Here is a 22,091-nt window from a genome sequence, read left to right on the forward strand (position 1 = left end):
CATACCCAACATCACACCACCAACACCAGCCCAATCCTATGCTAGAAACTTGGTCAAAAGAAGTCGTCTTACAGCGACTGCTCGCCCTAACCTTGCTTACCATCTTGATGATTTTATGTTTTCAGGTGGTAAAATTTTTTATTTCCCCTGCAATCTGGGGGGCGATATTGGCGTACATCACCTTTCCTTTATATCGGTTTTTTCATCAAAAAGTACTACTTGGCCCAACTTTAAGTGCACTCATCATGACAGTAAGTATCTCATTGATGATCGGCATACCGCTGGTGGTTGGTGTATTTTTTCTACAACAAGAAGTTGTTGCCTTTTATGGTATGGCAATTCATCGCCTACAAGCAGGCTATGTGGATTTGCCAGATAATATTAAAAATCTACCCATCGTCGGTCAGCAAATAAAAAATTTACTTTGGGAAATTAATAAAGACCCCGAAGCATCAATGATGGCAGTGCGTGCTTGGGTACAGTCGCATTTGTACTATGGGAAAATTGCCTTTGATGTTGCTTTTAAGAATCTGGCAAAACTTGGCATGGCACTCATGACCCTATTCTTTTTTTATCGTGATGGCAAAAGCCTCATGCGTCAAATTCGCCAAGCCTTACGCAACATAGTCGGCGACCGTATTGATGATTATATCAACTCAGTTGGTGCAACAACACAAGCGGTCATTTACGGCATTGGGCTAACAGCTTTGGCTCAAGCGTTGCTTGCAGGTTTTGGTTATATTATGGCGGGCACACCCAACCCAATTTTATTAACCTTATTAACTTTTGTTGCCGCACTCATTCCCTTTGGCACACCCTTTGCTTGGGGAGGTGTCGCATTATGGCTGTTGTCTCAGGGTCATACCACAGAAGGCATTGGTTTATCATTATGGGGAATTTTGGTGATTAGCTGGGTGGACAATCTGATTCGCCCCATCGTCATCAGTGGTGCAACCAAAATCCCTTTCATCATTATTTTTATTGGCGTATTGGGTGGCTTAACCGCATTCGGCTTTGTTGGGCTGTTCATTGGTCCTGTGGTGCTAGCGATTGGCCTTGCGGTATGGCGTGAATGGATCAGTCAGCACAAAAATGAAATTTTTGCCAAAAAAGATGATGATCCAGTTCCAAATGATGCCAACGCAATTTCAGGCGATGCCACGCCAAAATCTATGATGAATAAAGATATATCAAACAATCTGGATGAATAAACCATGCTGACAATCATCGCTGATGAAAATATTGCCAATCTTGATGATTACATGGCATTTCACAACACAAGAATCATCAAGCTCAAAGGCCGAGACATCAATCAACAAGCCATCGATTGGTATCGCCCACACGCTTTATTCATTCGCTCAGTAACCCCCATCACAGCAGATACCATCAGCGATTTTATCAACATTCGTTTCATCGGTTCTGCCACCATCGGTACAGACCATGTTAACCAAGACCACCTCAATCAGCACGGCATTGCCTTTGCCAATGCCAAAGGGTGTAGTAGGCACTCTGTGGCTCAGTATGTCATTACCGCCATACTCAGTTTACGCCCAGAATACCAAAACAAACCTGCATCATTAGGCATAATCGGTCTTGGCAATATTGGTAGCACACTTGCCAAATACGCCAAAGACTTAGGCTGGCATATTTTGGGATACGACCCATTTTTGGCAAAATCTGATTTAAACAATAGCCAGCTTGATGATTTATTGCAAAACAGCGACATTGTTTCTATTCACACACCACTCACCAAAGGTGGTGATCACCCAACCCATCAATTATTCAGCAAAGCTTATTTATCAAAATTACAGAATAATGCCATGCTCATCAACTCAGCTCGTGGCGAAATCATTCATCAAGAAGACTTGCTGACTGCCATCACCCAAAAAAATCTGCAAGTCGTACTAGATGTCTTTCCAGACGAACCAAACATTGATAAAGTATTACTTGATCAGCTTGTCATTGCTACTCCGCACATCGCAGGCTATACGCTTGAAGGCAAGTTGCGTGGTACAGACATGATTTATCAAGCTTTTTGCCATCATTTTAATTTACCAATTTTACAACATCTAAAACCATTGCTACCACCAAATCCTCATACTTGGGCAAATTTTAAATACAGCATTCACAATCGTCCGACCCAGTCACTCAAACAGTTTTATGACATTTGCCAAGATGACATAAATTTGCGTACAGTAGGGCCTCAAGGTGTTCATGCCATTGATTTTGACAATCTACGCAAAAACTACACTTTACGCCGTGAGTGGGTTTTTGATGATTTAAACAGTAATGACAACTAAAAACAAAAACCAAACAACACCAACAATATTTTACAATCATCATTTGATATCATCATGAATTATCAACCACAACAAAGCCTACAACTTGCCCAACAACGGGCTAAAATGCTTGCACAAATTCGCCAATTTTTTACCAACAAGAGCATCTTAGAAGTTAATACACCCATTTTATCCAATGCTGGCAATACTGACACCTTTATTGATTCGGTTTCTGCCAATTTTCATCAAGCGGGCAAAGCAGTTACAGGCTATTTGCACACTTCGCCAGAATTTGCCATGAAGCGACTGCTTGCCACATGGCAAGTACCAATTTATCAACTGTGCCAAGTATTTCGTGATAATGAGCGTGGCTCTCGACATAATATAGAATTCACCATGCTTGAATGGTATCGTCCAAATTTTGACCTTGATGCCCTTGCTGATGAATTGGGCGAGCTGATTGGCATTATTTTTGACAAGAAAATTCAATTTAAAAGACTGACATACAAAGAGAGCTTTGCATCACTTGGCATTCACCCCTTTACAAGCAGTATTGATGAACTGCAACAATGTGCATCATCACATGACATCATGCTTGATATGGGCGACGACAGGCAAGGCTGGCTAGACTTACTTTTTAGCCACCTGATTGAGCCAAACTTGGGCAAAGACTTGCCCACACTGCTCACAGATTATCCGCCTGCAACCGCTGCTCTTGCTAAGACTGTGCATGACGCTGATGGACATTTGGTTGCCAAACGATTTGAACTGTATATTGATGGTCTTGAGATTGCCAACGCTTATGACGAGCTTGCTGACGGCAAAGAGCTGTTGGCCAGATTTCATGCAGACAATGCCGAGCGTAGCAAGCTTGGCAGACCCATCATGCCAATTGACCTTAATCTGATCCACGCCTGCGACAATCTGCCTGCGTGCAGTGGCATCGCCCTTGGCATAGACAGACTATTTATGGTCAGTCAAAAATTAACCGACATCAAGCACGCCATCGCCATCACAACAGATCATGCTTAAAAATTTTCAACACAAATTGTTTTTCAACACAAATTGTTTGGTTGTATGCCCATACTAGACCATTTATAATCATTGAATGTTGTGCCATCATTTTTGCCAATAAGTAACATACCAAAGCCTAAAAATGCATTTGACACACTGATCAGTGTCAGTCTCCGAGTAACTTTTTTGCCCATTCAATCATGGGCAAATCCACCATTTTTCCTTGTACAGAAAAAACGGCCTGTCCAGTTTGTTGGTGTGTTTTTAGTACTTGTCTGGCTAGGTTAAGTGTATCTTCATTGGGTTTGGTGGCATTTTTAACAGGGCTGATTTGCTTTGGGTGTATCAGTAGCTGTCCACCAAAGCCAAAATTTTGGGCGTATTTAGCAAAATTTGCCACGCCATCACCATCATGAAAATCCGCAAAAATCGTCTCAATCGGCGGATTTAAGCCATTGATTGCTGAATGCAACAACAAATCCATGCGAATCTTGTCGAGTACCACTTTTGCCGATGGCGTACCAAGCATCATGCCGAGCGACTTTGTTAAATCCAAACAGCCATAGGTCATGGCATAAAGCCCTTTTGCGGTGGCAATTTCACCAATATTAAGTACGCCCTTGGCAGTTTCAACAACAGCAATGATAGGCAAACCAATCGCTTGATGCAAAGCGGTGATGGACAATGCAGATTCAACCTTTGGTAACAGCACACCTTGTATATGGCATAAGTTTTTAATGAGTGATATGTCGTGAGCATAATCGGTTGTGTGTGCTGCATTGATGCGTAGCCAGTAAGGACGCTTGGTAATTTTATCAAAATCTGCCAAGTCTTGGCGTGCAAGGACTTTTTGTGCTGATGCCACCGCATCTTCAAGGTCAATGATGACAATATCAGCACCGCCATCAAATGCCTTTTGCACCCTATCTAAGCGAATGGCAGGGACAAAAAGATAGGCTGTAAAATTTAAAATCATGATAATACCCCCTCTACAAACATCGCAAGGCCCAAAATTCAAACGCCCAATCCTAAAACGGCCATTATAGCACAACCCATCAACAGTAGAGATTTTAAAGATCGTCAGACCCAGTGTTTTTGATTAATCATTAAAAAAATAGTACCGCCAAAATAGTTTTCATCAACCCCCTTTGGCAACATCAAAGTATAACCTTAAGATTAAGATTGTGCTTTGTTACAAGTCGGCTCAAATTTTGTGGTAAAATAAGGCAGACAAGCTGTGCAAAATTTTATGTCGTCAGGTCAGCAGCAGATTTAATATTTTTCTATTAAGCACTTAATTTTGGTGCTTAGCCGATTAGGCTTTTAATCTTTTTTTGTGAAACTTCCATGCTAGACATCGCCAAATACCCTTTTTCTACTTATAAAAAAGAGCTAAATGCCTTAATTTCTCTTGCCTTACCAATGCTTCTTGCACAAGTTGCACAAATGGGAACCAGTTTTGTTGATACGATTATGGCAGGCGGTGCTGGTAAAGGCGACTTGGCAGCAGTGGCTCTGGGCAGCAGTTTGTTTGGCACTGTGTATGTCTCCTTGCTCGGCGTGATGGTAGCACTCAATCCAATGATTTCCCAACAGTACGGGGCAAAACAAACCAACCAAATTGGTGAAATGGGTCGCCAAGGCCTGTGGTATGGACTTATTACAGGCATTTTAGGAATGCTCATCATGTGGGTGGCCATCACGCCATTTAAGGCATTTTTTGATCTAAGCACACAGACTTTAAGCATCACTGAAAACTACCTATGGTTTGTTGGTCTTGCCATGCCTGCCGCCATGATTCATCGTGGACTACACGCCTATGCGTCAAGCCTTAATCGACCAAGAGCGATTATGATTGTCAGCTGGATTTGTTTTGTCATAAACATTCCACTAAATTGGGTGTTTGTGTACGGTAAATTTGGTATGCCCGCCTTGGGCGGTGCAGGCTGTGGACTTGCAACCGCCATTGTTTTTTGGCTAAATACCCTCATTCTTGCCATCTACATCGCCAAAGACCGTTATTTCAAGCCTTTTGGTTTGATGGATAAATTCAGCCCACCCAATCTAAAAACACTCATCGAAATTACACGGCTAGGTCTACCAATTGGCCTATCATTTCTAGTTGAGGTCAGTTTGTTTACCTGTATCATGTTTTTTGTGGCACGGCTCAAAGGTGATTCGTCTGGCACAACCGAAGACTATGTTGCTGCCCAACAGATCGCCATCAGCCTAACCTCGCTCATCTTCTTGTTGCCACAAAGCCTCGGCATTGCAAGCACAGTGCGTACAGGATTTTATCTGGGGCAAGGCAGACCACATCGTGCTCGTTATGCTTCTGGAGTGGCAGTTTTGAGTGGGATTTTCATGTCATTTGCAACAGCAACACTTCTTATTGGCTTGCGTTATCCACTTGCTCAGATGTATACTGACGATTTGGCGGTCATCAGCATTGCTGCGACAGTCTTATTGTTTGCCGCTGCTTTTCAATTGGCAGATGCAGTTCAATGTGTAGCAAGCAGTTCTCTGCGTGGTTACAAGGTAACCAACATACCAATGATGATTCACTTGGTGTCTTTTTGGGGCTGTGGACTCGCTCCAGGCTATCTGCTGGCATTTCATTATGACATGGGAATTTATGGCTTTTGGACAGCACTTGTTGTCTCATTATCTGTTGCTGCAATTTGTCTGACTTGGTATCTTGAAAAACACAGCAAAAAAGTCATCAATATTCAAAAGCCTCAACAACAAGCCTAACATCAAAGAAATGACACCTTTAAATTAACATGGGTTTTTTACCCACATTCACCATCTATGAAGCAGGTTTTTTGCATGAAACAATCCGCCAAATTCATCATCACTCTAACCATTTTTGGCATATCCACACACGCCTTGGCAAACGATTTGCCCAATCTGTCAAACACGCATTTTCAGCAGTGCCTAGACAACCTAAAAAACTCGTCTGCTTTTCGTGGTATTTCTGACGCAACTTTTGAAGCCTATCGCCCCAGTGAACCCGACCCAACAGTCATTCGCTCCTTAAACCATCAGCCAGAATTTAAAAAAGATATTTGGGATTATCACGCATCTTTGGTTGATGCCGAGCGAGTCATCGCTGGATTGCAAGCCAAAGCTGAACAATCCCAAGTCCTGAGCCAAATCTACGCTCGCTATGGCGTACAACCTGAACATGTGCTTGGCGTATGGGGTGTAGAGAGCAATTTTGGCACAACATTAGGTGGTAAAAATTTATTTAGCAGTCTTGCGACACTCTCATGCTTTGATCGCCGTCAAAATTATTTTCGTAAAGAATTCGCCAACGCTCTTAGAATTGTCCAAAATGGCGACATTCAACCACAGGATATGACAGGCTCATGGGCGGGGGCATTTGGTCAGACACAATTCATGCCCAGCACCTTTTTAGAATTGGCAATAGATTTTGATGGCGATGGTCGCAAAGATTTGGTAAATAGCAACGCTGACGCATTGGCCAGTACCGCCAATTTTTTGTCCAAGCGTGGCTATCGAGCTGGAGAACCTTGGGGTTATGAAGTCAAACTTAATGGTTATCTGGGTGCAAGCGGACGCACCGCCAAAAAAAGCATGGATTATTGGCAAAATCAAGGCATCACTTTACCAGATGGTCGCCCTTTGCCAAACAATATGGCATCAGCAGGCCTATTGCTACCAGCAGGCATCAACGGTCCTGCATTTTTAGTGGGTAAAAATTTTGATACTTTTTATAGCTATAATGCGTCAGAAAGCTATGCACTGGCGATTGCACATTTGGCCACTTTGATTGAAACCAACAGCACCAATACCAATTTTGCAACCCCTTGGCCAACCGATGACCCAGGCATCAGCCGCCGTGAAGCCAAAGAGATTCAACAAGCACTAATGATGGCAGGATACGACATTGGCAACATTGACGGCATCATCGGTGATAATACTCGCCGTGCTATCATGAGCTATCAAAGCAAAGTTGGCGTTTTACCAGATGGTCGGGCAGGCAAAAAATTTCACCGCTTAATCACAAGTCAAATAAACATCTTACCCACCAACCCAACAACGCCTGACACCATGCCATATCAAGTACCAGTAAGCAAAATACCAAGTACGCATCAGGTTGCTACACCCATCAAAAGCATCGTTCCAAAAACTTACCGCCGTGTGGTAAACGCTGATGGCACAATATCACTTGTGCCAAGCCAATGATTATTCAGCAGTTAAAAACTCATCAGTTAAAAAAAACAAAAACCCAGTCAAGCGATTGGGTTTTTGTTTGTATTTATGCAACTTTAATGTTTAAATTGATGTTTAAATTTGCAAGATGCGCATAGCCCATGTTTGCATTTATCTACATATTTAAGTATCTAAGTATTTAAGAACAATCACTCATCTTCTTTATCATCATCCCATTTGGCATAGGTTTTTGATGGGTCAATGCCCTGCGACTTTAAATAAGCAACCTGTTCTTCTAGCGTACGAGATTTCTCAGCATCACGCATACTTTCTTCTAATTTATCAAATTTAACAATTTCTTGGGCTATTTCTTGGCTTGGTTGGGCATCTGACATGACTTTTTCCTTATTTGGCAAATAAAACATCTCATCATTAGACCAAATTTTGTCATAAATTACAATACCCTCAATCCAAAAAGACAGTGTATTTGACATCAATATCATTTTGATTGGTCATCTTGATTGGGTTGGCCGACCATGTCTTGGCAAATGATTTGATGATTTGTTGGGCGGTACTTGACTCTCATTGATTTTTATCCATCGGCAAAAAGTCATGACCAACAAAATCCACAGGCTCATCAATCAACCCTGCCACTGTCGCTGCAAGTCTATCATCAAAGCGACTGGCATAAAAAGTCAAAGGGATATTTTTGGGTGTGCTTACCTCAATTTGAAGTGCCACAAGTAAGGATTTGGCTCTTTTGGCAATCGCCACGCCAGAATCCACCAAAGCAATTGGCAAACACTCTTTATCAATATACGCTTGTATAAAATCCTTAAAAAATGGATAATGCGTACAGCCAAGCACAATCACATCCACCCCTTCACTTGCCCAGATTTTTACCTGCCCAATCAGCAACTTAGCAACTTGTGAATCAATAGGCATGCCATTTTCCACCCAAGGGACAAGTCGTGGCTCAAAGTGTTTATACACATCAACACCAGCAGGCATGGCAATGTCCTTAATGACCTCATTTAACAAGTAGCCTTGCAAAGTAGCTTGGGTGGCAAGTACGGCAATTTTTTTGGTCTTTGTCATGGTGCAAGCAGGCTTCACCGCAGGGACAAGCCCTATAATCGGCACATGGCATCGTTGTCTGATTGCAGGCAACGCATGGGCGGACGCACTGTTGCAAGCAATGATAATCATCTTACAGCCCTGCTCGCACAGTCTTGCCACCACCTGCAATGTCAAAGACAAAATCTCATCACCGAGTTTGTTGCCATATGGCACATTAGCAGTATCGGCATAGTAAATAAAACGCTCATTGGGCAAAATCGTCTTTAAATGCCGATACACCGACAAACCACCCACGCCAGAATCAAACACACCAATCGGTGCAGTGTCTGGATCATCAATAAAATCTGAGTGTTGGTTAATCATCACTCATCTCCGCCTGCACACTGTGTATTTTGCCACCACTTGTTAGGTTAAGCACCGCTTTACCATCTATTTCCGACAGCTCACCCATCTCTATCAAATGATATAGCACATTAGCACCAATGCGTGCAGTCAGTTTAAATCTGGTGTCAAGATACAATCGATGTTCCACCCGCCCTTCTTTGACAAAGTCTTTAAAATACAAAGGCTTGTCATCAAGGACAATCTGATCCCCATTGGTCGTACCAAAAACAATCCAATCCACACCCTCTTGCTGGATTTTATCCACTTTATTGATGAATAATGGCACATCCTCAACCTGTATGCGATATAAATCGCTTGGAGTTTTTAAAAAATACGCCCGCTGACCATTTTCAACCTGACCCCATAAAACGCTGGCAAACAAATCAACAAGTGACTGCCTGGTCATTTTTGAGCCTTCGTGATACCAATCGCCATTATCCTTGATAAAAATGTCAAAATCATGGATTCTTGTGGGTTGCCACTTGTCAAGTGGCGGAATTTTTCGTTGATCGCCCTTTGGAGCAATGGCAGAAATAAATTCACTCAAATCATTGTTTTTATTAGTAATTTTTTGATTATTTTTGTATGGATTATCGCCATTTGTTATCATTAGCCCATCTCTATTCGTCGCTCTTTTTTTGGTCATCAATAATGAGTATTCATACAACATCATTGCCCAATTTTGCTGATAATTGTAGCTTAATTGTTCCCAAAAAAGCAATGATTGTCTAATTTTCACACCAAAACTGGGTGGGTTGTACTGCCAAATCACAATTTATGATAATTATTGACTTGTTTAATTCATTAAGATTGGTAAAATATAACAAAATTTGATTGACAAGCATTGCTTTTGATAGCATTCATTTCTATCAGCCAGATGAGCGTGATTTTTTATCTTTTTTAAAGTCTTTTCGTTACCAAAATCAAGCCAACAGCCAATAGGACAACTTATGCAAAATATACAAAGAGAATCGATGGAATTTGATGTCGTGATTGTCGGTGGCGGACCCTCTGGTCTGTCGGCAGCAATTCGCCTAAAACAGCTTGCCAATGATGCTGGCATGGACGATTTCATGGTCTGCGTGGTAGAAAAAGGCTCAGAATTTGGTGCACACATCTTATCTGGGGCAATCATGGAAACTCGTGCGCTTGATGAGTTATTGCCCAACTGGAAAAACATGGACGCACCCATCACAGTACAGGCAAAAGAAGATCGTGTTTATCTGATGCCAGATGATAAAAAAGCCATACAAGCCCCAAGTTGGGCCATACCTAAGCCACTACACAATGATGGTAATTACATCGTCTCACTTGGTAATGTCGTGCGTTGGCTTGCTGCTCGTGCCGAAGAGATGGAAATCATGCTATTTCCAAGTTTTACCGCCAGTGAAATTCTTTATAATGACGACGGCTCAGTCAAAGGAATTCGTACAGGTGATATGGGTGTAGATGCCCAAGGCAACGCCAAATCATCATTTGAGCCTGGCTATGATTTACTTGCTAAATACACCATCTTTGCTGAAGGCTGTCGTGGACATTTGGGCAAACGCTTAATCAGCCGATTCCATCTTGATAAAGGCAAAGACCCACAGCATTATGGGATTGGCTTAAAAGAGTTGTGGGAGATTGATGCCGACAAACACGAACAAGGTGTCATCATGCACGGTACAGGCTGGCCACTGTCCGAAACAGGTGCAACAGGTGGTTGGTTCTTGTATTTTGCCGAAGATAATCAGGTAAGTTTTGGTTTGATTTGCGACTTATCTTACACCAATCCATACTTTTCACCATTTGATGAACTGCAACGCCTAAAATTACACCCCACCATTCGTCCAATTTTAGAAGGTGGTAAACGCCTATCTTATGGTGCAAGAGCCTTAGTTAAAGGTGGTCTTAACAGCCTACCAAAATTAACTTTTGCAGGTGGTGTGTTGATTGGTGATGATGCAGGTTTTTTAAACCCAGCAAAACTAAAAGGCACACACACTTCAATGAAATCAGGCATGATTGCTGCCGAAAGTATTTTTACCGCCATCAAGGCAGGTCGCTTGCATGATGAGGTCAGTGAATATCAGACAAATTTTGAAAATTCATGGCTGTTTGAAGATGCACACAACGCTCGTAATTTTGCCCCAGCCATTCATCGCATGGGAACATTGATGGGCGGTGCTTTTACTTTTGTTGAACAAAACTTATTTAAAGGCAAACTGCCTTTAACCATCAATGACAATACGCCAGATTACAAAACATTGGATAAATCCGATCACGCTTTTCAACCTGACTATCCAAAACCAGATGGTAAGCTGACTTTTGATAAGCTGTCTTCTGTATTTATTTCTAATACCAATCACGCCGAAGACCAGCCATGCCATCTCAAATTGACCGACCCAAGCGTGCCTATCAGTCAAAACCTACCGCTATATGCCGAGCCAGCTCAACGCTACTGTCCTGCTGGCGTCTATGAAGTGGTGGCAGATGATACCACACCAAAGGGGGTAAGATTTGTCATCAATAGCCAAAACTGCGTACACTGCAAAACCTGCGACATCAAAGACCCAAGCCAAAACATCACTTGGACAACGCCAGAAGGTGGTGGTGGTCCCAACTATCCAAATATGTAAACCAAGCCACCAAAAAAAGCCAAGTCGTACACTTGGCTTTTTTTTAAGCACCATCACAAACTTAACAAACAAAATTGGTGTATTATTTAGACTTACAAAACTGCAGATAAAGTGCAGGTTTAGCATACGCCACCCACCATAAAATCAAATAGTTGCTTTGTCTTGCGCCATCAAAAAATCGCACTTATTTTGTATGTCTTTTTAATATCGGCTATTTGGCTTGTTCAAGCATATAATCTACCGCAGCATAAACTTCAGCTTCTGACACCGCACCAACAGCTTGGGCTGGCATTTTATTAAAACCCTTGGCAGAGTGCTGATGCAAGGTATCAATGCCTTTTTCTAGGCGTTTTGCCCATTCGGCCTTATTGGTCAATTTGGGTGCATCTAATAATCCTTGACCATGGCAGACTTTACAAGTCTGCTCATAGCGTTTTTTACCCTCTTCAATGGATAGTGCTTTGACTGGTTCATTGTCAGCACCAACGCTCTTTTTGGTAGCATCACCAATTTCTTTTGTTTTTACTTCTGGTATTGTCGGTTCTTGGGCCAATTGTTTATTTTCATCTGGTATCTTTTGGACTGCAACAGACTTGTCAGGCTCTGCTGGTGCATTTGCTTTGTCATTGCACGCAGTCAGTGCCAAAAATATTGCCAACATGGGCACGATAGAAAAACTTTTAGCTGGGTATTGCATATTGCCTCGCTATTTTTAATACAAACCTAATACCAGTAATATACCTAATTTTTATAAGGATTTACAGTTAATAATACCTATCATCTTTCTTGATTGTATCAATTTCTTTAATGCCTACCCCGACCAACTCCTAATAAACCAACCCCCAGGCAAATAATCACCGCTATATACAAAGCCTGTGCCAGTAGCCCTTGCATACTTGGATAAAAGCCTGCCCATGCCACACTTGGCAAGTCTATCGTGGTGCGTGGTAAATGATTGGTTAATTGCAACGCCGAAATACTCACGCCTAAAATCTTAAAGCCTAAAAAATAAATCGTTGCTGTCAAAATTTTAAACAAAAGCGGAATGGGTAATTTGACAGACGTTTTGAATAATATCACAGCAACCACCGCCAAAATCACCAATGCCATCGCAATGCCGAGCAAAAAATCACTCATCATAATCTTTGGCAAAATCCCCACATAAAATAAAATCGTCTCTGCCCCTTCTCGGAATACCGATAAAAAAGCCAATAAAAACAATGAGATAAAGCTACCTGTTGTCATGGCACGCCCAAGCTCATTTTGGATATAGCGATTCCACGCTTTGATGTTTGATTTTGAATGTAGCCATGCCCCCACGCCCATCATCATCACAACCGCCACAATGCCAATCACACCCTCCAAAGTCTCACGGTTTGCCCCACTTGCCACCTGTGGAAATAGTTGGTAAAGTGCGACCGCCCCTGCGATACTGCCCAATAATCCCAAACCAACACCGCCATACACCCATTTTTTGCCACGCTTTTGACCACTGGCATTTAGGGCGGTGATTAAAGCCATGACTATCAATAATGCCTCTAAACCCTCACGAAGCAAAATCAACATACTGTCAATAGCCGTATAGTGAGCCGTTGGGTTAATTGCTTTTAAATCATTGATAATATTAGATAATTTTTCTTGACTTGGCTTATCGCCTTTTGCCATAATCATTGGGATTTGGCTTTCAATTTGGGCATACAAAGCAGGATTGCGAGTAGCAACATCGCCTTCAAACACCACCCAACTGGCGATAAATTCAGAGAGCCTATTTTGCCCATCTGCCAGTTTGCCATTTTCAAAATCTGCTAGCCCTTGTTCTAATAACCCAATGCCGTATGCCAAATTGACACCATCAGCCAGTTTGGGCTCGTCTATTGGTTGATTGTTAATATAGCTTTCAATGGTTGCCTGCAATGTGCTAAATTGGCTATCCATAGCGGTGATATGTTGCGTTTCTATCGCCACTCTCAGCAATGCCATAGCGGTCTCAATCGCCCCATAATGCGACTTTTGTGTATTTCTGACCACTCGCTCATTAGCAACCCACACTCGGTTGAATGTATCATAGGCTTGTCGCAATTTTTCCACATCGCTATCTGTTTTAAAATCATCAATCGCCTTTGCCAATATGGTAGTGGCAGGACGGATTTTTTTAGCAAATCGCACATTCGCCTGCGTGTAGTCTACAGGGTTTTGGGCTTTTTCAAGGGCGTATAAAGCGGTTGATAGTTCGCTTAGATTGGTTTTGTTTGGGTGGTTTAGTGCATTTTTAAACGCAAGTACAACCGTATTTTTTAAGTCTTGATGTTTGTCGTCAATGCTTAAGTTTTGAAAATTTTGGTAAAGTCCGTCAAGCTCGGCTTTTGCTTTATCAATTTTGGCATGATTCACCAAACTCATGGCATCAGAAACGCCCACAAAAATAGGCGAAAAATTAACTTTGTCGGATTGGGTTTCGGTAAAAACGGGCGATGTGTCGGATTGATTGGCAAATGTTGGATTAGTCGCACATACAGCTAAGCCCAATACTAGCGAAGTCAAAAATTTTTTCATTGTTGTAGCCATAGGTGCATCATGTCTTTAAGTTGGTTATTTGTATGGTTGTCATGGTACTGACAAATTTTTTTTATGAATTGTTTTAAAGCATATTTATTGGTATGTTAAAAACCAATCATTCAAAAAGAGACTGCCCCAAATATTCCCCTTGGGTAACCCCACCAAAACAGGCAAACAAGCCAGAGCCGATGTGGGTGGTGTATTCGGTCATTTTATCTTTGTTACCAAAAGCAGATTGAATGGCAGAAAACTGCATGGGATTTTTTTGAAAACTGATAAACAAAAGCCCTGCATCAAATTGCCCACGCACAATACCACTGCTATACGAATACGAACGCCTTAGCATTTGCAATCCTGTGCGATTAGCCAGCCCTGCATGGCTGACTTCGCCGACAATCAGATTGCCTTTATCGTCTTTTGCATGGATATCAAGTGCATCAAACTCGTCCGTTTTGCCAATACTCGCCCCACTCGCTCGGTGTCGCCCAAAGGTGTCATCTTGTCCAACAAGGCTTGTCCTGTCCCATGTTTCAAGGTGCATTTGGATTAGGCGGACAACCAAATACGAGCCATTTTGAAACACGCCATTATCAATCCACAGCCATTTATCAGGGTTTTGCATGGTTGTTTTATTAGCAGTGCCGTCTTTGAACGCAAATAGATTGCGTGGTGTTTGATGACCGCTATCAAAGCTATTAAACCCTGCCTGCGACCATTTCATGGTGATAAGCGAGCGAGCCTGACGGACAAGTTGTCGCACAGCATGAAAGGCAACTTGTGGGTCTTCAGAACACGCCTGTATGCAAATATCTCCGCCTGACAATTCATCTTTGATTTGGTCTCGTGGGAATTTTGGCAACTCACTAAATTCTGGCGGTGCTTTATGCTCCAAATTTAATTTTTTTAAAAATGTAGGACTGATGCCAAAAGTAAGCGTTAGCCCATACGCCCCTAGGCTATCAGTCTCACCTGTATCGGCTGGTGGTAGGTGCGGATTATTACCATAAGGTTTGATGTTCTCGCCATTCATCAGTTTTACCGAATAATCCGTCCAATCTTTAAACATTTGGCGAATCTCATCAACATTCTTACTATGCAAATCGGCAACCAAAAAATACACATGGCGTTGTACAGGCGTTGTGATGCCTGATTGATGTTTTCCAAAAAATTCATACCTTAAATCCGCCAAACAGTGGCTATTGAGTACTTTTTCGGTCGCATTTTCATGCTTTTTTGCTTGATTTTGCCCCACATTTTTAGCACAACCAGCCAAACCCGTCATGGTCAATAAACTTGCGGTTTTCAAAAAATTTCTACGGCCATTCATTATTTTTTCCATCTGTACAATAAAACCATATCATAAAACCACACAAAAAAGCACCAATAATCACAATTATCAGTGCTTTTTTCGCATCGCATCATATCACTGCATCACAACGCCCATTTGGGCAAGTGGCTCACCTAACTTATTGACACTCTCCGCCAATGCGTCAATTTCAGCCTTGCTTAATTCATCATAATTTTTATAATGCTTATCATCAATTTTATGAGCATCAAGAAGTTTGTGCACCTCGGTAAATTTAGTCTTCAATTCTACCACAAGTTCAGGATTTTTCTTTTCAATAGCAGGGGCTAAAATCTCAAAAATCTTTTCCGCCCCTTCAATATTTGCCTTAAAGTCATAAAGGTCCGTTTTTGAAAAAATCTCCTCCTCTCCTGTAATTTTTGTTGTAGTCACTTCATTTAACAAATCCACAGCACCTTGAACCATCAGCATGGGAGTAACCTCAGCCGTTGGTATTTTCGCCTTTAATTCTTTGACATCAGCAACAAGCTGATCGCCCAATTGCTCTGTTCCCTTGGTGGTGTTTTGTGTCCATAGGATTTTTTCAATGGCGTGATAGCCCGTCCATAACTCGTCTTTTTCAAGGTCGGCCTCACGGTTGTCAATGCGTGGATCAAGGTCGCCAAAGCTTTCAGCAATCGGCTCGGAGCGTTCAAAAGACATGCGTGCCAATGGATAAAAAGCCTTAGCTTCATCTAATTTACCCTCTTTTAACAGAGCAACAAATCTTTCAGTATCCACAACCAGCTGATCAATTTGAGTCTGCACCCACGCTTTATATTCAGCCGTTTCAGCAGACAAATGAGCACTATTTTCAGAGACTTCGGCTGGCTGCTCAGCCAAAGACTTAGACTCATCCGACTGTTTGTCACCACAAGCGGTTAAAGCAAGTGTGGCCGTCAATGATAATACCAGCAATTTTGGTGCTTTCATGAAAAATACCTTATAAAAAAATCCATCAGATAAAAAATAAATAATAACAATTCTTATTAAAATTATACACCTTATTTGATGGTTTGGCAATATACATTTTTGCACAAACACACTTTAATACACTGTTTACCACTTCATCATGATTGGCAAAAATTTATCTTTATAGACAGCCCATCGTCTTTTATCCAAAAAAGCAAAAAGAATGTGATAAAACCTTTATCTTAAAAAAGATAGGACAAACTTTTTTAATATTTTACCAGCCTAAATGATATCAAAAGCCAAATACAAAAACCCCAAATCAAATGACTTAGGGTTAAATTTGCAATACAAATGGTCTTTAAACCATTGATGGCATCAGCAAATTAGTACTTGCGTACAGTGCGAACTTGCTCACGCCATACTTTTTTCTTGTAACGCTTGACCGCAGCGGCTTTTTTACGCTTACGCTCTTGGGTTGGTTTTTCAAAAAATTCTTTTTTGCGTACATCAGCCAAAACACCTGCTTTTTCACAAGCACGCTTAAAACGACGAATTGCAATATCAACTGGTTCGTTTTCTTTCACCTTAACAGAAGGCATAGTTACTCCTAATACAAGACAAGTGGCATCGATTAGGCTGTATTATATTATATAGCGTCACGGTCTTGGGCGTGGGCATCAGCTCAAATCGGAACAAAAAATCCGCAACAGCGGCCATCATCTTGGTATTTGGTTTTAAAAAAATTAAGCAAAAATCACCAAGATAATCTTCGTATTATAAATGATACAAAGCTAAATTACAACTCAAATTTTTAACACTCAGCACAAAAAAATAGACACACTCGCCCAATAGCTTATTTTTTCTGTTCTGTAGTGGCTGTATCGGCATCAGCTGTGGTGGCCGTACTTGCACCTGATGTTTGAGCAAAGGTTGGTTGGCCATGGTCGTCAAACTTTATCTCCTCAGCTTTTGGTGCCTTAGCCAACGCAACTTCTTTGGCTTCTGCCAGCTTATCTACGGCTTGTACATGCTCATGTTTGTTGCCACAGGCTGTCAATAATACGGTGGCAATTACAACTACCAATGATTGAATTTTCATAATAATATCTCCTAGCTTTTAAAACATTAAGCGGTCGGTCAGTTAAGTTTATTGGTTTTATTACTTAAAACGCCAGATACAATTTAATCAGTCAAGCGTTATTTTTTACCAAATAAACACATTGCAATAATGCTTTTATTATGCCATAAAATGGCACAATTTTCATAACATTTGGTAAATCACTACCAAAATTTACAAATTTTTTGTAAAAAACTTCGTATAATAAGCATGAAATTAATAACCAATGCGGTTTTGGAGTTTTATGGCAAATGGCAATTTATTGATACTTATTGATGACATTAGCATGATTTTAGATGATGTGGCAATGATGACAAAACTTGCTGCTAAAAAAACGGCGGGCGTGTTGGGCGATGATCTTGCATTAAATGCTCAACAAGTTGCTGGCGTGCGTGCCGACCGAGAGCTTGCAGTCGTCTGGGCAGTAGCAAAAGGTTCGTTCATCAATAAGCTCATATTGGTGCCTGTCGCTCTCATCATTAGTGCTGTTGCTGCTTGGTTAATCACACCACTGCTCATGATTGGCGGATTGTTTTTATGTTTTGAAGGTGCAGAAAAGATAGTGCATAAATTTGCCCCACAGCTGTTACCCCACGATTTAGATGATGATGAAGCACACCACAAACGCCTTATGGCCAATGCTAATGAATCGGTAGATTTGGTTGCTTTTGAAAAAGCAAAAATTAAAGGTGCGATTCGTACTGACTTCATTTTATCTGCTGAAATTGTGGTGATTTCTCTTGGGGTGATGACCGCCAGCACCTTGCAGACCAAAGCCATATCATTAACTGCCATTGCCATTTTAATGACCATCGGTGTGTATGGCTTGGTCGCTCTCATCGTAAAGATTGACGACATAGGATTAAAGCTGACCCACAGTCTCAACCAAGGTGTTCAAAAACTAGGGAGTGCTTTGCTTAACTTTACCCCAAAATTGATGAGTTTTTTATCCATTGCAGGTACACTTGCCATGTTTTTGGTTGGTGGTGGTATTTTGGTACATGGTATTGATATCCTGCACCACCAAGCCAAAGATTTGGCACTGTTGTCTGGCGTGTTTGGCGGTTTGACCGAGAGTCTATATAATGGCATGATTGGCTTGATTGCAGGGTTGATTAGCTTAATGTTTTATATAGGGGTCAAAAAATTGAAGGACAAAGCTACCTGCTGATTTTTTTGGCAGTTTTTAAATCATTATAGCCTTTTTACAATCCATGCATAGCCTTGTTGATAACAGGTAAATCTTAGCCAGTTTTTCGGTAGATTGCTCATGACGATTTTGCCTGTTGGCGGCTCTTTAATGACTTTTGGCGGTATGATTTGTAATTCATCACAGATAAATGTTATCACATCAAGACTTGTTGCGGGACAAAAGTCTGTCGCCAAATACAACGACTTTGGCTTATCACTTAATAAAATTTGTACCAACACCGCCACCAAGTCCATATCCATGATGCGATTGGTATAGTGCTTATTTGCCACACCATCAGTGTGGGCCGATTTGGCAAGACGAATCATATACTGCCGACTCTCACCATAGATACCGCTTGGGCGAACGATGACAGCTTTATCACCAAAGGCTTGAACAAGAATATTTTCAGCATCAAGCAAAATCCTGGCAGTTGGCGAAGCGGGGTTGGCGGGCGAATATTCATTGACGACTTGCCCATCATTCTCACCATAAACAGCAGTCGATGAGACAAATAGTATTTGACGAAGGTTTGGCAATTTCTCCATCATGCCTGCCAAATGCTGACAAATCGCAAGATAACTGCCTTGATAGGCCTGCACTTTATCGCTCACATCATCAGATGGCGTGATAATAATAGCAATGTGCGTAAAGCCTTGCAGATCATTGTCGGTTAAGTCCAATGCGTCCATCTGCCAATGTGTGATATTCTTATGCACATCATCATAAATTTTAGGCGTACGAGAAACCCCTACCACAGAGCAATGCCTTGCCAGCTCATTGGTCACAGCCTGCCCAATACTACCTTGCCCAATGATGAGACATTTTGTCATTTTTATTGCTCTCTTTTACTTTTTTTTAAAAAAACTTAGTTAAAAAACACCCAAAGTACAAGCACCATCTGCTTGACGATGATTTTACCAAAAATGAGGTGCGTACAGGCAACTGACATATTTAACAGCCCAATTCGCACAATATCATCTATAACTCATATCAGTGGCAGTACCATTCTTACCAACAGCAAACTCAAAGGTAACAACCAAGAAAAATGTTTGGCATTCATCATGATTTGAGCTAAAATAAAAATCCAGCTTAGTATATCATCATCATGAACCATTTCACCATAAAAAACGGCATACTGCACGGTGCAGAATTCATCGCATCACCTAATTTTAACGCACGCCCCACCAAACATGGCAGCCCCACCATTGATGGCATTGTCATTCATAATATCAGCTTACCACCCAGCCAGTTTGGGCAAACGGATAAAAATGGCGTTCATTTTGTCAAAGCATTTTTTCAAAATCGGCTAAATACAGACGACCATGCGTATTTTGCCACCATTGATAAGTTGGAAGTTTCTGCTCATTTATTCATTGAAAGAGATGGAGCGGTAACTCAGTTTGTCAATTTCAATGACAGAGCATGGCACGCAGGTCAATCATATCATCTTGGGAGAGGCAATTGTAATGATTTTACCATTGGCATTGAGCTAGAAGGCGATGATTTTTCACCATTTACAGATGCTCAATATGCAACACTTACCCAAATCATCTGTGCCATTTATCAAGCGTATCCAAACACCAAAAGGCATTTGATGGGGCATAGCGACATTGCCCCAAATCGCAAAACCGACCCTGGTGAATTTTTTGATTGGGTGAAATTACGAGCCATGGTGGATAAAGCTCATCAAAAAAACAAATATCAATAATGCATTGGGCTGACAAGACAAACAGTCATCAATTTTTCATAAGTATATAAGTATAAAAGCACAAAATCCATTATAATAAGCACTCTTTTATAATCAGAATCACACTATGGCCAAATCTCAGCTTTTTCGCTCCACGATGGTCGTCAGCTCCATGACCATGCTCTCTCGCATATTGGGTTTGGTGCGTGATGTCGTGCTGATGAGTGTATTTGGGGCAGGCGGACTCATGGACGCATTTTTAGTAGCGTTCAAAATCCCCAATTTTTTAAGACGATTGTTTGCAGAAGGAGCATTTTCCCAAGCATTCGTACCTGTCTTATCTGAATACAAACAGCAACGCACACTCAGTGATGTGCAGATTCTCATCAGCCAAGTTTCTGGGGTGTTAAGCCTGATTTTACTTATCCTGACGGTGGCTGTTATTGCATTTACACCCTTTGTTGTACAGGTATTTGCCCCAGGCTTTCATGGTGATGCGGTAAAGTTTAACACCGCTACCGACCTACTTCGTCTCACTTTTCCCTACCTGCTATTTATCTCAATGACAGCATTTTTTGGCAGTATTTTGCAAAGCTATGGTCGTTTTGCAGCACCTGCCTTTGCACCTGTATTACTCAATATTTGCATGATTGTAGGGGCATTATTCTTCGCACCATTACTCAATACACCAATCATGGCATTGGGCTACGCCGTCGCCATTTCTGGCATTTTACAATTGGCCATTCAACTGCCGCAGCTTCATCAACAAAAGTTACTCACCACCCCAAAAATAAATTTCAAACACGAAGGCGTGAATCGCATTTTAAAGCTTATGTTACCAGCCATCTTTGGTGTCTCAGTAACGCAAATCAACCTATTATTAAACACCGCTTTTGCTTCTTTAATGATGAGTGGCTCGGTATCATGGCTATATGCAGCGGAGCGACTGAGCGAACTGCCCTTGGGTCTGATCGGTGTGGCAATCGGTACAGTCATTCTACCAAGCCTATCATCTAGCCATGCCAAATCTGATGATGCAGTTTTCAAAAAAACCCTAGACTGGGCAGCACGCCTCATCATTTTAATTGGCCTGCCTGCTTCTTTGGCGATGTTTATACTCTCAGATGTGCTGATGAATGCACTATTTGTGCGTGGTGAATTTAGCCAGCACGATGCAGTGATGAGTGGCTTTGCCCTAAAAAGTATGGCAGGAGGCATTTTAGGATTCATGCTCATCAAAATTTTTGCACCTGCTTTTTTTGCAGGGCAAGACACCAAAACCCCTGTAAAAATTGGTATTGTTGCTGTCTTTGCTAACATGGTTTTTAGTGTGTTGTTTATCGGCGTATTCCATCTGCTAAACCTACCCCTACATGGAGGGCTGGCACTTGCTACGACAACAGCAAGTTTTGTTAACGCTGGGCTTTTGTATTATTTTTTACATAAGCGTCATATTTTTTGCTTTGGTAGCCACTGGCGAAAAATGAGTATGCAGTTTGGGTTCTCCAGCCTTGTGATGACATTTGCCCTGTATGCCATACTACCACTTTATCCCACACAAGAGACACAGTGGCTACGCATTGTGGCACTGCTTGCTATCTGCATATTTGGCGCTACTATATATGGCATGACATTACTCAGCACTGGCTTTCGTCCACGCCAGCTAAAACATGGATAGCGTTTTTACAAGAATGTTTACAAAAATGCCCAAACCACACAACAATT

At 41.6% G+C, this 22,091-nt stretch carries 20 protein-coding genes; 9 read left to right on the top strand and 11 right to left on the bottom strand.

The genetic code is table 11. The annotated features are described in order from the left end of the window. Positions 1-38: 38 nt before the first annotated feature. The 3 genes from U9670_RS01950 to epmA are packed head-to-tail and all read left to right on the top strand — an operon-like array spanning position 39 to position 3,311. Entirely contained in the window at positions 39-1,211 is a 1,173-nt protein-coding gene (locus tag U9670_RS01950) for an AI-2E family transporter (RefSeq protein ID WP_323841696.1), read from the top strand. Between the two features lie 3 nt (positions 1,212-1,214). Next, positions 1,215-2,300 (top strand): 4-phosphoerythronate dehydrogenase, encoded by a 1,086-nt coding sequence (locus U9670_RS01955; RefSeq protein WP_323841695.1) that lies wholly within the window; start codon positions 1,215-1,217, stop codon positions 2,298-2,300. A 54-nt stretch (positions 2,301-2,354) separates the two neighbouring features. Next, complete coding sequence (gene epmA, locus U9670_RS01960) at positions 2,355-3,311, top strand: EF-P lysine aminoacylase EpmA (RefSeq protein WP_323841694.1); 957 nt, start codon at positions 2,355-2,357, stop codon at positions 3,309-3,311. Between the two features lie 148 nt (positions 3,312-3,459). On the opposite strand, the gene U9670_RS01965 is transcribed toward epmA, so the two are convergent. After that, positions 3,460-4,269, bottom strand: a complete 810-nt coding sequence (locus U9670_RS01965; protein ID WP_323841693.1) for an HpcH/HpaI aldolase/citrate lyase family protein — start codon at positions 4,267-4,269, stop codon at positions 3,460-3,462. 371 nt (positions 4,270-4,640) lie between these two features. On the opposite strand from U9670_RS01965, the gene U9670_RS01970 reads away from it, so the two are divergent. After that, the gene (locus U9670_RS01970) at positions 4,641-6,047 is read left to right on the top strand and encodes an MATE family efflux transporter (RefSeq protein ID WP_323841692.1); all 1,407 of its coding nucleotides are present in this window, start codon (positions 4,641-4,643) and stop codon (positions 6,045-6,047) included. Positions 6,048-6,122: 75 nt separating this feature from the next. Next, entirely contained in the window at positions 6,123-7,505 is a 1,383-nt protein-coding gene (locus U9670_RS01975; protein WP_323841691.1) for a lytic murein transglycosylase, read from the top strand. 176 nt (positions 7,506-7,681) lie between these two features. Here U9670_RS01975 and U9670_RS01980 read toward each other — a convergent pair whose 3' ends face one another. From U9670_RS01980 to U9670_RS01990, 3 genes are all read right to left on the bottom strand, one after another. Then, entirely contained in the window at positions 7,682-7,867 is a 186-nt protein-coding gene (locus U9670_RS01980; RefSeq protein WP_323841690.1) for a hypothetical protein, read from the bottom strand. 187 nt (positions 7,868-8,054) lie between these two features. Then, positions 8,055-8,915, bottom strand: coding sequence for a glutamate racemase (murI, locus tag U9670_RS01985; RefSeq protein WP_323841689.1), 861 nt, complete (start codon positions 8,913-8,915; stop codon positions 8,055-8,057). Continuing rightward, positions 8,908-9,546: a DUF1285 domain-containing protein gene (locus U9670_RS01990; RefSeq protein WP_323841688.1), complete on the bottom strand. Its 639-nt coding sequence runs from the start codon at positions 9,544-9,546 to the stop codon at positions 8,908-8,910. Before U9670_RS01990 ends, murI begins: the two co-directional genes overlap by 8 nt. A 340-nt stretch (positions 9,547-9,886) precedes the next feature. On the opposite strand from U9670_RS01990, the gene U9670_RS01995 reads away from it, so the two are divergent. Then, complete coding sequence (locus U9670_RS01995) at positions 9,887-11,557, top strand: electron transfer flavoprotein-ubiquinone oxidoreductase (protein WP_323841687.1); 1,671 nt, start codon at positions 9,887-9,889, stop codon at positions 11,555-11,557. Positions 11,558-11,768: 211 nt separating this feature from the next. Here the strand turns inward: U9670_RS01995 and U9670_RS02000 are convergent, their stop codons facing one another. The 6 genes from U9670_RS02000 to U9670_RS02025 all read right to left on the bottom strand — a co-directional run bounded on the left by U9670_RS02000 (position 11,769) and on the right by U9670_RS02025 (position 17,469). After that, positions 11,769-12,254: a c-type cytochrome gene (locus U9670_RS02000; RefSeq protein WP_323841686.1), complete on the bottom strand. Its 486-nt coding sequence runs from the start codon at positions 12,252-12,254 to the stop codon at positions 11,769-11,771. 107 nt (positions 12,255-12,361) lie between these two features. Then, entirely contained in the window at positions 12,362-14,110 is a 1,749-nt protein-coding gene (locus U9670_RS02005) for an FTR1 family iron permease (protein WP_323841685.1), read from the bottom strand. Between the two features lie 118 nt (positions 14,111-14,228). Then, positions 14,229-15,440, bottom strand: coding sequence for a Dyp-type peroxidase (locus U9670_RS02010; RefSeq protein WP_323841684.1), 1,212 nt, complete (start codon positions 15,438-15,440; stop codon positions 14,229-14,231). Positions 15,441-15,536: 96 nt separating this feature from the next. Then, entirely contained in the window at positions 15,537-16,391 is an 855-nt protein-coding gene (efeO, locus tag U9670_RS02015) for an iron uptake system protein EfeO (protein ID WP_323841683.1), read from the bottom strand. 362 nt (positions 16,392-16,753) lie between these two features. Continuing rightward, positions 16,754-16,969 carry a 30S ribosomal protein S21 gene (gene rpsU / locus U9670_RS02020; RefSeq protein ID WP_242748412.1) on the bottom strand — a complete coding sequence of 72 codons (216 nt, stop codon included), beginning with the start codon at positions 16,967-16,969 and terminating at the stop codon, positions 16,754-16,756. A gap of 254 nt (positions 16,970-17,223) precedes the next feature. Continuing rightward, complete coding sequence (locus U9670_RS02025) at positions 17,224-17,469, bottom strand: hypothetical protein (protein WP_323841682.1); 246 nt, start codon at positions 17,467-17,469, stop codon at positions 17,224-17,226. 262 nt (positions 17,470-17,731) lie between these two features. Between U9670_RS02025 and U9670_RS02030 the strand changes: the two genes are divergently transcribed. Beyond that, positions 17,732-18,658, top strand: coding sequence for a DUF808 domain-containing protein (locus tag U9670_RS02030; RefSeq protein WP_323841681.1), 927 nt, complete (start codon positions 17,732-17,734; stop codon positions 18,656-18,658). Between the two features lie 23 nt (positions 18,659-18,681). On the opposite strand, the gene U9670_RS02035 is transcribed toward U9670_RS02030, so the two are convergent. Further along, positions 18,682-19,509: an NAD-dependent epimerase/dehydratase family protein gene (locus tag U9670_RS02035; RefSeq protein ID WP_323841680.1), complete on the bottom strand. Its 828-nt coding sequence runs from the start codon at positions 19,507-19,509 to the stop codon at positions 18,682-18,684. A 272-nt stretch (positions 19,510-19,781) separates the two neighbouring features. Here U9670_RS02035 and ampD point away from each other — a divergent pair, with 272 nt between their 5' ends. Together ampD and murJ are read left to right on the top strand one after the other, a co-directional pair. After that, entirely contained in the window at positions 19,782-20,387 is a 606-nt protein-coding gene (gene ampD, locus U9670_RS02040) for a 1,6-anhydro-N-acetylmuramyl-L-alanine amidase AmpD (protein WP_323841864.1), read from the top strand. Positions 20,388-20,493: 106 nt separating this feature from the next. After that, positions 20,494-22,044: a murein biosynthesis integral membrane protein MurJ gene (gene murJ, locus U9670_RS02045; RefSeq protein WP_323841679.1), complete on the top strand. Its 1,551-nt coding sequence runs from the start codon at positions 20,494-20,496 to the stop codon at positions 22,042-22,044. Positions 22,045-22,091 lie beyond the last annotated feature (47 nt).

It is taken from the genome of Moraxella tarda (genome assembly GCF_035181405.1).
Classification (GTDB): Bacteria; Pseudomonadota; Gammaproteobacteria; order Pseudomonadales; family Moraxellaceae; genus Moraxella.

Bases quoted from the DNA above. Each gene is read 5' to 3' on its own strand.
- U9670_RS01995 (WP_323841687.1), top strand. From the start codon at position 9,887: ATGCAAAATATACAAAGAGAATCGATGGAATTTGATGTCGTGATTGTC.
- U9670_RS02030 (WP_323841681.1), top strand. From the start codon at position 17,732: ATGGCAAATGGCAATTTATTGATACTTATTGATGACATTAGCATGATT.
- U9670_RS02035 (WP_323841680.1), bottom strand. From the start codon at position 19,509: ATGACAAAATGTCTCATCATTGGGCAAGGTAGTATTGGGCAGGCTGTG.
- epmA (WP_323841694.1), top strand. From the start codon at position 2,355: ATGAATTATCAACCACAACAAAGCCTACAACTTGCCCAACAACGGGCT.
- U9670_RS02025 (WP_323841682.1), bottom strand. From the start codon at position 17,469: ATGAAAATTCAATCATTGGTAGTTGTAATTGCCACCGTATTATTGACA.
- U9670_RS01965 (WP_323841693.1), bottom strand. From the start codon at position 4,269: ATGATTTTAAATTTTACAGCCTATCTTTTTGTCCCTGCCATTCGCTTA.
- U9670_RS01950 (WP_323841696.1), top strand. From the start codon at position 39: ATGCTAGAAACTTGGTCAAAAGAAGTCGTCTTACAGCGACTGCTCGCC.
- U9670_RS02000 (WP_323841686.1), bottom strand. From the start codon at position 12,254: ATGCAATACCCAGCTAAAAGTTTTTCTATCGTGCCCATGTTGGCAATA.
- U9670_RS02010 (WP_323841684.1), bottom strand. From the start codon at position 15,440: ATGAATGGCCGTAGAAATTTTTTGAAAACCGCAAGTTTATTGACCATG.
- U9670_RS01975 (WP_323841691.1), top strand. From the start codon at position 6,123: ATGAAACAATCCGCCAAATTCATCATCACTCTAACCATTTTTGGCATA.
- efeO (WP_323841683.1), bottom strand. From the start codon at position 16,391: ATGAAAGCACCAAAATTGCTGGTATTATCATTGACGGCCACACTTGCT.
- U9670_RS01955 (WP_323841695.1), top strand. From the start codon at position 1,215: ATGCTGACAATCATCGCTGATGAAAATATTGCCAATCTTGATGATTAC.
- U9670_RS02005 (WP_323841685.1), bottom strand. From the start codon at position 14,110: ATGAAAAAATTTTTGACTTCGCTAGTATTGGGCTTAGCTGTATGTGCG.
- U9670_RS01980 (WP_323841690.1), bottom strand. From the start codon at position 7,867: ATGTCAGATGCCCAACCAAGCCAAGAAATAGCCCAAGAAATTGTTAAA.
- murJ (WP_323841679.1), top strand. From the start codon at position 20,494: ATGGCCAAATCTCAGCTTTTTCGCTCCACGATGGTCGTCAGCTCCATG.
- U9670_RS01990 (WP_323841688.1), bottom strand. From the start codon at position 9,546: ATGATAACAAATGGCGATAATCCATACAAAAATAATCAAAAAATTACT.
- U9670_RS01970 (WP_323841692.1), top strand. From the start codon at position 4,641: ATGCTAGACATCGCCAAATACCCTTTTTCTACTTATAAAAAAGAGCTA.
- murI (WP_323841689.1), bottom strand. From the start codon at position 8,915: ATGATTAACCAACACTCAGATTTTATTGATGATCCAGACACTGCACCG.
- rpsU (WP_242748412.1), bottom strand. From the start codon at position 16,969: ATGCCTTCTGTTAAGGTGAAAGAAAACGAACCAGTTGATATTGCAATT.